15 protein-coding genes are annotated in these 12,211 nt (G+C 27.2%); 12 read left to right on the forward strand and 3 right to left on the reverse strand.

Translation table 11 applies throughout. The annotated features are described in order from the left end of the window. Positions 1-3 precede the first annotated feature (3 nt). From cbiM to BT997_RS11880, 10 genes are all read left to right on the forward strand, one after another. The gene (gene cbiM, locus BT997_RS11835) at positions 4-606 is read left to right on the forward strand and encodes a cobalt transporter CbiM (RefSeq protein WP_072682115.1); all 603 of its coding nucleotides are present in this window, start codon (positions 4-6) and stop codon (positions 604-606) included. Next, entirely contained in the window at positions 603-1,010 is a 408-nt protein-coding gene (locus BT997_RS11840) for a carboxypeptidase-like regulatory domain-containing protein (RefSeq protein WP_072682116.1), read from the forward strand. The genes cbiM and BT997_RS11840 overlap by 4 nt, the downstream gene beginning before the upstream one ends. Continuing rightward, positions 1,007-1,654 (forward strand): energy-coupling factor transporter transmembrane component T, encoded by a 648-nt coding sequence (locus BT997_RS11845; protein ID WP_072682117.1) that lies wholly within the window; start codon positions 1,007-1,009, stop codon positions 1,652-1,654. Before BT997_RS11840 ends, BT997_RS11845 begins: the two co-directional genes overlap by 4 nt. Then, on the forward strand, positions 1,651-2,301 hold the full coding sequence (locus tag BT997_RS11850) for an energy-coupling factor ABC transporter ATP-binding protein (RefSeq protein ID WP_072682118.1): 651 nt from the start codon (positions 1,651-1,653) through the stop codon (positions 2,299-2,301). The genes BT997_RS11845 and BT997_RS11850 overlap by 4 nt, the downstream gene beginning before the upstream one ends. Before the next feature lie 345 nt (positions 2,302-2,646). After that, on the forward strand, positions 2,647-3,090 hold the full coding sequence (locus BT997_RS11855; protein WP_072682119.1) for a cache domain-containing protein: 444 nt from the start codon (positions 2,647-2,649) through the stop codon (positions 3,088-3,090). Positions 3,091-3,201: 111 nt separating this feature from the next. Beyond that, positions 3,202-5,076, forward strand: a complete 1,875-nt coding sequence (locus BT997_RS11860) for a methyl-accepting chemotaxis protein (RefSeq protein ID WP_072682120.1) — start codon at positions 3,202-3,204, stop codon at positions 5,074-5,076. An 84-nt stretch (positions 5,077-5,160) separates the two neighbouring features. Continuing rightward, entirely contained in the window at positions 5,161-5,727 is a 567-nt protein-coding gene (locus BT997_RS11865; protein ID WP_143145196.1) for a GNAT family acetyltransferase, read from the forward strand. Beyond that, the gene (locus tag BT997_RS11870; protein WP_072682121.1) at positions 5,724-6,419 is read left to right on the forward strand and encodes an aspartate/glutamate racemase family protein; all 696 of its coding nucleotides are present in this window, start codon (positions 5,724-5,726) and stop codon (positions 6,417-6,419) included. Before BT997_RS11865 ends, BT997_RS11870 begins: the two co-directional genes overlap by 4 nt. A gap of 1 nt (position 6,420) precedes the next feature. Next, positions 6,421-6,942 carry a GDSL-type esterase/lipase family protein gene (locus tag BT997_RS11875; protein ID WP_072682122.1) on the forward strand — a complete coding sequence of 174 codons (522 nt, stop codon included), beginning with the start codon at positions 6,421-6,423 and terminating at the stop codon, positions 6,940-6,942. A gap of 35 nt (positions 6,943-6,977) precedes the next feature. Then, positions 6,978-7,466 carry a hypothetical protein gene (locus tag BT997_RS11880; RefSeq protein ID WP_072682123.1) on the forward strand — a complete coding sequence of 163 codons (489 nt, stop codon included), beginning with the start codon at positions 6,978-6,980 and terminating at the stop codon, positions 7,464-7,466. A 2-nt stretch (positions 7,467-7,468) separates the two neighbouring features. On the opposite strand, the gene nosD is transcribed toward BT997_RS11880, so the two are convergent. After that, positions 7,469-8,680, reverse strand: a complete 1,212-nt coding sequence (gene nosD / locus BT997_RS11885; RefSeq protein WP_072682124.1) for a nitrous oxide reductase family maturation protein NosD — start codon at positions 8,678-8,680, stop codon at positions 7,469-7,471. Between the two features lie 112 nt (positions 8,681-8,792). Here nosD and BT997_RS11890 point away from each other — a divergent pair, with 112 nt between their 5' ends. Then, positions 8,793-8,993 carry a YwbE family protein gene (locus BT997_RS11890; protein ID WP_375537753.1) on the forward strand — a complete coding sequence of 67 codons (201 nt, stop codon included), beginning with the start codon at positions 8,793-8,795 and terminating at the stop codon, positions 8,991-8,993. Beyond that, positions 8,994-9,449 carry a YaiI/YqxD family protein gene (locus tag BT997_RS11895; protein ID WP_072682125.1) on the forward strand — a complete coding sequence of 152 codons (456 nt, stop codon included), beginning with the start codon at positions 8,994-8,996 and terminating at the stop codon, positions 9,447-9,449. It abuts the gene before it with no gap. Position 9,450: 1 nt separating this feature from the next. On the opposite strand, the gene BT997_RS11900 is transcribed toward BT997_RS11895, so the two are convergent. Both BT997_RS11900 and BT997_RS11905 read right to left on the reverse strand, forming a co-directional pair. After that, positions 9,451-10,455, reverse strand: coding sequence for an endonuclease/exonuclease/phosphatase family protein (locus tag BT997_RS11900; protein ID WP_072682126.1), 1,005 nt, complete (start codon positions 10,453-10,455; stop codon positions 9,451-9,453). Between the two features lie 270 nt (positions 10,456-10,725). Next, entirely contained in the window at positions 10,726-12,030 is a 1,305-nt protein-coding gene (locus tag BT997_RS11905; RefSeq protein WP_072682127.1) for a hypothetical protein, read from the reverse strand. Positions 12,031-12,211: the final 181 nt, after the last annotated feature.

Consider the following 12,211-nt stretch of genomic DNA (forward strand, 5'->3'; position numbering starts at 1 on the left):
ATAATGCATATTTCGGACGGGATTTTATCAAGTGAAGTTGTTATTACTTCATCTGTTATTGCTATTGGGTTTGTTTTATATTCATTAAAAACAATTAAGAATAATAATATTGCTATTATAGCAGCAATGGGGGCTATATTTTTTATAGCTTCCTTTATTCATATCCCTTTAGGTCCTACTCAAATTCATTTGGTTCTTTTAGGTGTGATTGGAATAGTACTAGGCTCTTCAGTATTTTTAAGTATTTTAATAGCTTTATTATTACAAGCTACACTTTTAGGTTATGGTGGATTAACTTCTCTTGGTTCAAATTTATTGATAATGGCTCTACCTGCTTTTTTAATATATTTAATTACAAAAAATGGTTTATTAAATTTTTTAAGTCAAAAAATGAAATATTTTTCGATAGGTTTTTTAGCCGTATTTTTATCTACAATTTTTTTAGCACTTATTTTAGCTTTATCAAAAGATGAATATTTATATGCTTCATATACGATAATATTTGCAAACATTCCAGCTATGATAATAGAAGGTTTAATTACTCTATTTTTAATTAATTATTTGAAAAAATCTATGCCTACTCTTTTAGATGAAGTAAATTTATGAGAATAGTATTTCTGTCTTTTCTTTTAGTAAATATTTTATTTGCCCATAAATTAAACCTATTTTTATTTGAAGAAAATAATGAAATACGTATTAGTTCTTATTTTGCTTCAGGAACACCATGTAAAAATTGTAAGGTAGATATATTTAATGAAAAAAAAGAACTCTTAAGTAGTGTTAAAACTGATAAAAATGGTGAATATATTATAAAAAATGTTGAACCAAAACTATTTATAAAAGTTGAAGCAGTTGGTGGTCATGCTGTTGAGAAAAAGTTTGAACTTAAAAATATAAAATCTAAGCAAGATATAGAAGATATTAAACCAGAAAATAGTTTTTTACAATCTATTTTTGCAATTTTATTGATTGCAATAATTTTTTTAGTATTAAAAAGAATAAAAAAATGAGTAAATTTAATTCTTCAGTTCTTTTAGTATCAGCTTTTTTATATTCAATTTTTATTAGTTTTAATAAGATTGAAATTTTATATTTCTTTCCTATAATCTTTGTTGCTTTTTGTGAATATAAAATTATCTTAGAAGTATTAAAAAAATTATTGTTTTTAAATTTATTTATTTTAATGATTTTTGTAGTTCTTTTAATACAAAGTTCACTAGAAGAGGCTCTAAATATATATATTAGAACAAATATGATTATTTTGTTTAATCTGTTTTTATTTTCCCATTCGAGTGGTTATGATATTGTTAGAGCATTAAATGAACTTAGGTTTCCTAAAAAGTTTGTAAGTTCAGTATATTTTACATTAAAGATGATACAAACATTGACTGATGAGTTAAAAAAAATACGACAAACTTTACAAGCTAGAGGTTTTAAATCTTCTACCTCTCTTTTTACTTATGAGACATATGGAAATCTATTTGGTCATATTTTTGTAAAATCTATTAAAAAAGCAAATGCAATGCAAGATTCTTTTGCTCTTAGAGGTTTTCATGGAAGAATTTATTTAATCAATAATTCAAAATTGTCTCTTTATGATTTGACTTTGATATTTTTGGTTTGTATGTTATTTGTAAAAAAGGCAGTAGTATGAGTTGTTCAATTAATTTAAAAGAGGTCTCTTATGAAACAAATAAAGAGATTTTTAAAAATGTAACACTAAATGTTTCCCATGAAGAGAAAGTAGCAATTGTAGGAGCAAATGGAAGTGGTAAGAGTTCTTTATTAAAAATTGTTGCAGGTCTTATGAAACAAAAAGATGGAGAAATTTTTTTATTTCATAATGAAATGAAGAAATTAAATGATTTTAAAGAGTTTAGAAGTGATATTGGATATCTTCCTCAAGATGTTAGTGATCATTTTTTATGTCCAACTGTTATTGAAGATGTGATGTTTGCTCTTCGTGCAAAAGGTATAAAAAAAGATGAAGCATATACTAAATCTTGTGCTATTTTAGATGAACTTGGAATTCTACACTTAGAAAATAGAAATATATATGATTTAAGTGGTGGAGAGCAAAAAATTATTGCACTTGCTGGTATTTTGATTACTCAACCAAGAATTTTACTTTTAGATGAACCTACTAATGCACTTGATGAAGATGCTGAAGAAAAAATTATTAAGATATTAAATTCTATAAAAAAATCTATGATAATAGTTTCTCATCATAAGACATTTATAGATAGATTAGCTCCTACAATTTATAAACTTTCTGCAAGAGGTTTAGATAAAATTAATTAAAGTTTAACTTTAAACTTAGAGTTATTTTAATTGATTTTGGCATTATAATAATATTTAAAGATGCTTATAATAAGTCTTTCAAGAGATAAAAGATAAAAAATAAATAATTTTTATAAGATTATTTCAGTATAAAAAAGATAGTTTAAAATTATTAAATAACTTCAATTAATCCACAATATTTATACGATTTAATTGTATAAAATAGCACTAGAATAGCATTTTAGAGTTAATTTTGAAATTCATTAGATTTTCTTAAAATTAGCTAAAAATAATTAAAAGTTTTAAGATTATTTTAATTATTTTTATGTAAACATATTCTAGAACAATAACTTTAAGGAGTAACTGATGGGAAAATTAATGAAACTAGGGGCAGCTTTATTACTTGGTGGAGCAACTTATGCATTTGCACTTACAGCTGATGAAGTAAAAGCACATGTAATGGCAGGAAAAGCTTATTGTGACGAAGTGGGTGTTGCAAAATGTGTTGAAGAAATCGGTAAAAAAGGTGGAAAATTTGATAAAGGTGAGCTATACATTTGGGCAAATGATTTTGACGGTGTAATTACAGGTCATCCAAAAAAACCTATTGCTGGGAAAAATTTATATAGATATAAAGATAAAGCTGGTAATCAATTATTTAAAAACTTTATTGATGTAGTAAAGGCTGATGGTCAAGGTTGGAGTGATTATGTATGGGCTCATCCTGTAACTAAAAAACAAGCGCCTAAATCATCATTTGTAATTGGAATTGGTGAAAATCAATTAATTGGTGCAGGTTATTATAAATAAAAATCTCAAATAAATCCTTGATGAATTAATCAAGGGTTTATTAAAATTATATTGGCTAAAATAAGTATATTACGTGTATTTATTTTATTTAATATCTAGATAGGATCCCACATGTTAGCTTTAAACAATATGAAAATAGGTAAAAAACTTATAATAGCTCCCGCTATTGCTGTTTTATTCTTGATAGTCTTAGCAATCTTTTCAAATAATGCTTTAAAATCAGATAGAGAAACTTTAAATGAAATTGTTGAGATAAAGTTTGAACTATATAAGGCAAGTAGTAGATTACTTATTGATGTTGATTTATATAATTCTGTAATGTATAAAGTATTTAGTTTTGCAACAGGTGGATATGAACAATCACAAATTGATGAACAACTTGTATTGTTAGATAAAGTTGGAAAGCAGATGGAGAAAGATTTAAAAATCTTATTATCTGCAAAAGGTACGGATGCTAAAGTTAAAAAGATTTTAAAACAAGTTGAAAAAAATGAAAAAGAATACCTAGGTGCGGTAGCAGATGCCCTTGATATGCTAACAGTTGATGTAGGTATGGCAACTCCAATGCTTTCAGTTACAGATGAGGTATTTTCATTATTAAATAAAGATTTAAAAAATATTAATAAAATTGCTGATGATGAAAATAAAATGAGTTATCAAAAAGCATTAAATAAAATTGATAGTACTTTAAATACACTTTATGTTTTAATGGCTGTTGCTTTTATATTATGTTTTGTAATTATTACAGCTGTTACAAATTCTATAAAAACACCTTTAAATAAATTCCAAAATGGCTTACTAGAATTTTTTAAATATATGAATAAAGAGACTTCAGAAGCAAAACTTCTTGATCTTGGTACAAAAGATGAATTAGGAGAAATGGCAGAAGCTGTAAATAATTCTATCTTGGCTATTAAAGATGGAATAGAAAAAGATAGAAGCTTAGTTGATAGTGCAATTTCTTGTGCTAATGAAGCAAAAAAAGGATTCTTAAATGCAAGAATAGAAGGTAATACATCTAATCCTTCTTTAAATGAACTAAAAGATGTTATTAATGAAATGCTAGTAGAAATCGAATCTAATATTAAAAATGCAATGAGCGTATTATCACGATATACTCAATATGATTATAGACCAGAAGCTTGCTTAGAAGGTTTAGATGGTGATTTAAGAGCGCTGTGTTCAGATGTGAATAATGTTGGACAAGCAATTACTAGTATGTTAGTTGAAAATAAACAAATAGGATTAATATTATCATCAAATTCTGATAAACTATCAAGTAATGTAGATAATTTAACAAGTTCTGCAAACAGTCAAGCCGCATCACTTGAAGAGACTGCTGCTGCGATTGAAGAGATTACTGCAAATATGCAAAATAGCTCGCAAAACATTGCTCAGATGACCAATTATGCAAATGATGTATCAAATTCAGTTTCAATTGGACAAGATCTTGCTTCTAAAACTGCTTCATCAATGGATGAAATTAATGAGCAAACGCAAGCAATTGCAGATTCAATTACTGTAATTGATCAAATTGCTTTCCAGACAAATATTCTTTCTTTAAATGCTGCAGTTGAAGCTGCAACTGCAGGTGAAGCAGGAAAAGGATTTGCAGTTGTTGCACAAGAAGTTAGAAATCTAGCTGCACGTTCAGCGGAAGCTGCAAAAGAGATTAAAGATTTAGTTGAAAATGCGACAGAAAAAGCAAATGGTGGAAAATCAATTTCTACTGATATGATTGCAGGTTACGATAAACTAAATAACAATATCCATAATACTTTAGAATTAATTAATAGTGTTTCTGAATCTTCAAAAGAACAATTTGATGCTATGGAACAAATCAATGATACGGTTAATAACCTTGATCAAGTTACTCAACAAAATGCACAATCTGCTGGCGAAGCAAATAAAGTTGCAAGAGAAGTAAATGAAATTGCAGTACAAGTAGTACAAAAAACTGATGAGAAAGAGTTTGAAGGTAAATAAAATTCTAAATTTTTTAGAATTTGACTAAATTTAACTTCAAAGAAAATTTTTTTTATTATAATCTATTCTTAGAAAGGATGGATTATGATAAATTATAAAAAAGCTACAAAAGAAAACATTCCTTCAATATTAGATTTACAAGCAAAAAATTTAGTTACAAACTTAAAAGAGAATGAAAAAGAGGATGGTTTTGTAACTACTCCTTTTACAGTAGAGCAACTTGAAAACTTAATAGCTCTTGATGGAGTATTTATAGCTATAAAAGATGAAAAAGTTGTCTCATATGTTATGTGTGCTTCTTGGCAGTATTGGGTTGCTTGGCCTATGTTTGAATACATGGCTAGTTTTTTAGATACTTTAGAATATAAAAATCAAAAACTTACTATGGATAATTCATATCAATATGGACCAATTTGTGTTTCTAAGGATTGTAGAGGAAGTGGAGTATTTGAAAATATTTTTGAATTTGCAAGATTTGAGATGAGTAAGAAATATCCTATTCTTGTGACATTTATAAATAAAATAAATACAAGGTCGTATGAAGCTCATGTTAGAAAACTGGGACTTGAAGTTATAACAGAGTTTGAATTTAACAATAACAATTTTTATGAATTGGTTTATGACACATCAAAAAAACTGGAAATAAAATGAAAAAAATAGGAATGTTAGGTGGAATGTCTTGGGAATCAACATCTACATATTATAAGCTTTTAAATGAAGAAGTAAAAAATAGATTGGGTGGATTACATAGTGCAAAGATAATTCTTTCAAGTGTGGATTTTGAAGAGATTGAAAAATTTCAACATAGTGCACTTTGGGATGAAACTGCAGAAATATTGTCAAATGAAGCAAAAGCAGTTGAATTGGCAAATGCAGATTTTTTAATAATTTGTACAAATACAATGCATAAAGTAGCACCTCAAATAGAAAAGAATATAAATATTCCAATAGTTCATATTGCTGATGCTACTGGGGAAGCTTTGGTAAAAGATAGTATTAAAAAAGTTGCACTTTTAGGTACTAAGTTTACTATGACAGAAGCTTTTTATAAAGATAGAATAAAGCAGAAATTTGGGATAGAGGTAGTTATTCCAAATGAAAAAGAACAAGATATTATTCATGATGTTATTTATAAAGAGTTATGTTTAGGAAAATGTAATAAAAAATCTAGAGATGAATATATAAAGATTATTAAAAGATTAGAAAAAGAGCATGAGGCAGAAGGTGTTATTTTAGGTTGTACTGAAATTTCGATGCTTATTAAACAAGGTTATGTTGAAATACCAATTTATGATACTACAAAATTGCATGTATTAAGTGCTGTGGATTTTGCTTTAAAATAAGATGAAAAAAAATATTGATATTGTGATGTTAGGTGATTCAATTATTGGACGAGGAGAGTGGGATAAACTTTTATCAAAAGAACATCTTTTAAATTTGGGTATTGATGGAGATACAACTTTAGGAATATTAAATAGAATAGATTCTGTTGTAGAAGTTCTACCTCGAAGTGTTTTTTTCATGGCAGGAATAAATGATTTGTGTTCATCTATTCCTCTTGAAAAAGTTTTCAGAAACTATAAAAAGATATTAGAAACTTTAAAATCAAAAAATATCAATATTTTAGTTCAATTAACGCTTTTTACTGAAATGACAGCAATAAATAAAAAAGTAAAAGAATTTAACTTTTTAGTAAAAGAGTATTGTGAAAAAGAAGATTTAAGATATATAGATTTAAATCCAATTTTATGTGAAAGGGAGATATTAAAGGATTCATATTCTACTGATGGTCTTCATTTAAATTTTATTGCATATCATGTCTGGGCTAAAGAGATAAAAGATAATTCTTTTTTTCAATCAATTTAGCTATACTTCGGAAAATAAAAACATTTTGGAGAATTATGGATTTTAATAAATTAGATAATAACTTAAAAGAAGAGATACACTTTGAGATTTTGGCATTTGCAAATGCAATGGGTGGGAAAAACTTCTTTCTTAAGATGATTGAAGAAATTAGAGCTGAGAAACCAAATCCTTTATTAAATAAAACTGGAACATTTCATACTTCAAAAGCTAAAATAACGCTAAGTAAATCAATGTATAAAGATACTTTCTCTGTACTTTTTGATGCAATAAGAAGAGAAGATAGAAGTGGTGATATGCTTAATGGTATTGCACCTAAAGAGTATAAAGCTACTATGAATATGATGAGAGCTTTAGCTAAAGTAACTATTACTGCTGAATCTAAAGAAGAGACGGGTGGAACTTATGATTTTACTATTTTAGATACAAGTGAAGAGAAAAAAACAAAAGTAACATTTGTATTTAAAGCAATTTTCTTTTATCACCTTGATGAAGCAAAAAAAGCATTAGCTTTTAAAAGTGAGTAGTTTTATTTTAATTCAACAATAGGTTTTGTATCCTCTAATAAAACAACTGGTTCTATAAATGGTGCAAGGCTTAATATAAAATTTAAAATAGATATAATTGGTGTTGCATAAAAAAACTTCACTTTGTTATTGTAATGCCATAATCTATCCGCATATTGAAGTATCCTATAGCTAGTATCTCCAATATTATCATTGTTTTTATCAAAACCTGAATAATGATCCCAATAGTTTTCTTCTACGATATTTTTTGAAGTAGCATTTCCTCTAACACTTTTTACTACATCATCTATATTTCCAATTATGGTATTTCTTTTTATTAAATTTTGTTTTATGGCACCATGAAAATGAAAAGCTTCCATATTGTAACTTATTTCATTGTCTGTGATAAATCTTTTAATTGAAGTTTCATTATGTTTTGCATCTATATAAAAAGCTTTACTGTTGAACGTTACTACATTATCTTTAAATACAAAGTTTGAGACACCTTTAATTAAAATTCCAATACCAGCTTTTCCTATACTACTTTTTATCATATTATTTTTTACTGTGGTATCTTTTGCTCCACCAAATATTAGTCCTACAGAGTTAAACTGGAAATGATTATTATCGATTATATTGTTATTACTTTTTAGAAAATGTAAACCAAATCTAGATTTTTCTATATGATTTTGTGTGATTAAATTATTGTGTGAATAGGAAAATATAACATCTTTAGTATTATAGATTTCATTGTTTCTAATGATATTATTGTTGCTATAGTATAGTTTTAAAGCATTTCCTCTAAGACTGATTTCTAAGTCTTTTGATGTAATATAATTGTTTTCAATAATAGAATTTGTAACCATTCCCATATCTATGCCGTATAAAGAGTCTTTGATTGTACAGTTTAGAATTTTACTATTATTTGAATTAGATATTTTTATTCCGGCATCTCTTGCATCTAATCTGTTTCCACTTCCTTGAATAAGCAGATTTTTTAATATTACATTTGATGAGGTGATTTCTATCACACTGTTTTTATTTTCACCTTGAATAATTACATTTTTACCTTTTGCAATAATTGTAAGAGGTTTATTTATTTTAATATTTCCGTGATAAATACCATTTGGTAGTTTTAAAATAGAGTTTACTTCTGCATTATTTATTGCTTCTTGTAGAATATTAGCATTTGAAAAAGATATAAAAAAGGTAAATAACAGTAGTAATCTTCTCATATAATGTTCCAGAAAAATATTAATATTTTAACATTTTTATTTAGTTAAAAAATTGTCTTATGACAAGAATCAAAAATTTTTGCTATACTTTCAAAAAATAATAGGATATAAATTGATACGAGATCATAGAGAAAGAGATGATATAACTCCTGGATTAAAAGTGAAAATTGTATTGAAAAAAGACCAAAGAACTTCAAAACGTACTTTAGGTGTAGTAAAAAAACTTTTGACAAGTTCTAAATATCATCCAAGAGGAATTAAGGTGATGCTTGAAGATGGACAAGTTGGACGAGTTCAGGAAATAGTAGTATAAATGACACTTTATGTTGATGGTGATGCTTTTCCAAATCTTTTAAAACCAATTTTATTTAGAGCAATTGAAAGATTAAATCTAAAAACAATTGTAATCGCTAATAAAAAAATAAATATAGGACAATCTTCTTTTATAACTTATATGGTTGTAGAACAGGGAGCTGATGAAGCTGATAATAAAATTGTAGAACTACTAGAAGAAAATGATTTAGTGATAACTGCTGATATTCCGTTAGCTGATAGAACTATTTGTAAAAATGCACATGCAATAGATCATCGTGGAGAACTTTACACTCAAGATAATATAAAACAATATCTAGCAATGAGAAACCTTATGCAAGAAATACGTGATAGTGGAGAAGTTACAAAAGGTCCCGCTCCATTTTCACAAAAAGATGCACAAAGTTTTGCAAATCAATTAAATAAATTTTTGCAAAAATTTCAGAAAATTAAATAAATCAACTTTTTTTGAATTCTACTTCACAAACAACTTGTGCATGGTCACTTTGTAAGATTGAACCATCATGATTTTTTTGAAGATGTTCATCAAATATTTCATAGGAGATTATTTTAGCAATAAATTCTTTCTCTTTTTTGTTAAACTCTTTTGATACAAAAATATAGTCAATTACATTTCCATATCCTTGATAATAACTCGTAGCAGTTCTTTTTTTTTCTTTTTGTTCAGGATGAGGATTGTATATTTTTTTATTGAACAAATAATTTGCATCAAATAATATATGAGAATCTTTTTTAATCTTTTGATGATAGGCTTTATTTGTTAGGGCATCTATCGTAAGAGAAAATTCTTTATCATTTAAATCACATAAAAATATACTAGGTGTTTTTGTCTTTTTTATATCTTGAAATAAAGATGAAGCTTCACATAATCTTTGCTTTAATGCCATAGAATAATTTTTTTCTAAAGCTTCTTTTACTTTTTCTTTCTTTTGTTTTAATGTATGAGTTTTATTAAATAAGTACTCGTATTCATTTAATCTATTTGATTTTAGATGGCTTACATATACTGTTATTTGTTTTTTATTTGGAAGTTCTATTAAAGCTTTTATAGGTATTCTTGAAAATTTGAAATGACCTTCAATTTTATGATTTAGGATACTTCTGCCATGCACTGGAACTTTAAATGTTTCAATTATTGGGTGTTTTGAAGCTAGAGCAACAGCTGTGCTTACAAAAACTGTAGGGTTTTGTTTTGCAGTCTTAGCATTTTGTGCCATATAAAAATAGTCAAAGCCTAATTCTTTTACTAATTTTTCTAGCGCATCTTTTGAAAAAACTTCTTGAAAACCAATAATATCACAATCCATTTTTTGAATTTGATTTTTTAACCAAGTAGTTTTTTCTTCCCATTCAGTAGGTTTAAAAGTATCTTTTCTTGTATACCAAGAGAATGGAGGTTCTACGAACTGAAATAAGTTAAATGTGCCAAATCGAATAATCATAGTTTATTATAACAAAAGTTATTTTATTTTCAATAGTTTATTTAATGTGAGTATTCTTAACTTTTCTAGGCTTTCTATATAAAGCTTGTTTATTAAAAACAAGCTTTATATTTTGATTAAATAGCGCAAATTCTCTATTTTGTAATAAACTTACTATTTTTATTAGTGGCAATTTTGACTATACAAATATCACCTTGATTATTTTTTATAGTAACGAATTACTAAGAAAAAATAAATTAGGATCTACCTTCAAAAGTTTTGTTGATAATTTTATTCTGTCCCAATAGTTCCATCCCAAGTTACAATTGTACCATCATTTTTGTATGCGAGGAAAAAGTTTTCTGTAGAATATATTTTATTATATCCTAAATCTGTAGGTTCTTCCATTCCACCATATGCACCATCTCCCCAAGCAGAGATAGAACCATCTGCTTTTATTGCAGCAAAAGCTCCAACTGTTGAATAAACTTTTGTATATCCTAAATCACTAGGTGTATCGGTTCCTCCAAATATATTATTCCCCCAAGCAGAGATAGAACCATCTGCTTTTATTGCAGCAAAAGCACTATGATTAGAATAAACTTTTGTATACCCTAAATCACTAGGTGCATCAGTTCCTCCATATGCACTATCTCCCCAAACAGAAATAGAACCATCCGCTTTTAAGGCTGCAAAAGCACCAACTGTAGAATAAATATCTGTATAACCAGAATCAGTAGGCGCGCCAGTTCCTCCATTTATACTATTCCCCCAAGTAGAAATAGAACCATCTGCTCTCATTGCACTAAAAGCGCTATGATTAGAATAAACTTTTGTATACCCTGAATCAGTAGGAGCATTAGTTCCTCCATAAGAATTATGTCCCCAAACAGAAATAGAACCATCTGCTTTTATTGCTGCAAAAGCAGCTCTCGTTGAATAAATATTTGTATAACCAGAATCAGTAGGTGCGCCAATTCCACCATAAGAACTATTTCCCCAAACAGAAATAGAACCATCAGTTTTTATTGCAGCAAAAGCAGCTCTATTAGAATAAATTTTAGTATAACCAGAATCAGTAGGTGCGCCAATTCCACCATAAGAATTATGTCCCCAAGTAGAAATAGAACCATCTTCTTTTAATGCTGCAAAAGCAGTATATGTTGAATAAATTTTGGTGTAACCAGAATCAGTAGGCGCTCCAATCCCTCCAAAGTCAACATTTCCCCAAGTAGAAATAGAACCATCATTTTTTAACGCTGTGAATGCGAATCCATTAGAATATATTTTAATATATCCTGTATCATTAGGAGCTATTATTTCTCCATAATCAACATTCCCCCAAGTAGTTATTGAACCATCTTCGTTTAGGGCTGCCATAGTATTACGATTTGGAATCGTAGGTGAATTATAAAATCCTTGGTAATTGTTCTGTGCAGAGTTATAATCAACTTCCACAAAAGGATATTGACTTTCATTAAGAGTATTGGCTTTTAAAGCAACTAGGTTAGAAAAAATAAAAAGAATAAAAAATATGACTATTAAATAATTAGACAGATTAATTCTTTTTTTATTTTGTATATTTGTTAATAACATGAGTTTCCTTTTTCAAAATTTAATAAAATATTACCATATTTATTATAAAAATTAAAGAACTATTAAAATAATAAATTACATAATTTATTTTAAAATATTAAGGAAAATTGAAAAGTTGTATTTTTGTAGAAGTATTAAAATAAGATTTTAGAAACTGAAATAAGTTAAATGTGCCAAAACG

Source organism: Arcobacter sp. LA11 (assembly GCF_001895145.1).
GTDB lineage: Bacteria > Campylobacterota > Campylobacteria > Campylobacterales > Arcobacteraceae > Halarcobacter.

Excerpts from the sequence above, each read along its gene's own strand:
- cbiM (WP_072682115.1), top strand. The coding sequence starts at position 4 with ATGCATATTTCGGACGGGATTTTATCAAGTGAAGTTGTTATTACTTCA.
- BT997_RS11840 (WP_072682116.1), top strand. The coding sequence starts at position 603 with ATGAGAATAGTATTTCTGTCTTTTCTTTTAGTAAATATTTTATTTGCC.
- BT997_RS11845 (WP_072682117.1), top strand. The coding sequence starts at position 1,007 with ATGAGTAAATTTAATTCTTCAGTTCTTTTAGTATCAGCTTTTTTATAT.
- BT997_RS11850 (WP_072682118.1), top strand. The coding sequence starts at position 1,651 with ATGAGTTGTTCAATTAATTTAAAAGAGGTCTCTTATGAAACAAATAAA.
- BT997_RS11855 (WP_072682119.1), top strand. The coding sequence starts at position 2,647 with ATGGGAAAATTAATGAAACTAGGGGCAGCTTTATTACTTGGTGGAGCA.
- BT997_RS11860 (WP_072682120.1), top strand. The coding sequence starts at position 3,202 with ATGTTAGCTTTAAACAATATGAAAATAGGTAAAAAACTTATAATAGCT.
- BT997_RS11865 (WP_143145196.1), top strand. The coding sequence starts at position 5,161 with ATGATAAATTATAAAAAAGCTACAAAAGAAAACATTCCTTCAATATTA.
- BT997_RS11870 (WP_072682121.1), top strand. The coding sequence starts at position 5,724 with ATGAAAAAAATAGGAATGTTAGGTGGAATGTCTTGGGAATCAACATCT.
- BT997_RS11875 (WP_072682122.1), top strand. The coding sequence starts at position 6,421 with ATGAAAAAAAATATTGATATTGTGATGTTAGGTGATTCAATTATTGGA.
- BT997_RS11880 (WP_072682123.1), top strand. The coding sequence starts at position 6,978 with ATGGATTTTAATAAATTAGATAATAACTTAAAAGAAGAGATACACTTT.
- nosD (WP_072682124.1), bottom strand. The coding sequence starts at position 8,680 with ATGAGAAGATTACTACTGTTATTTACCTTTTTTATATCTTTTTCAAAT.
- BT997_RS11895 (WP_072682125.1), top strand. The coding sequence starts at position 8,994 with ATGACACTTTATGTTGATGGTGATGCTTTTCCAAATCTTTTAAAACCA.
- BT997_RS11900 (WP_072682126.1), bottom strand. The coding sequence starts at position 10,455 with ATGATTATTCGATTTGGCACATTTAACTTATTTCAGTTCGTAGAACCT.
- BT997_RS11905 (WP_072682127.1), bottom strand. The coding sequence starts at position 12,030 with ATGTTATTAACAAATATACAAAATAAAAAAAGAATTAATCTGTCTAAT.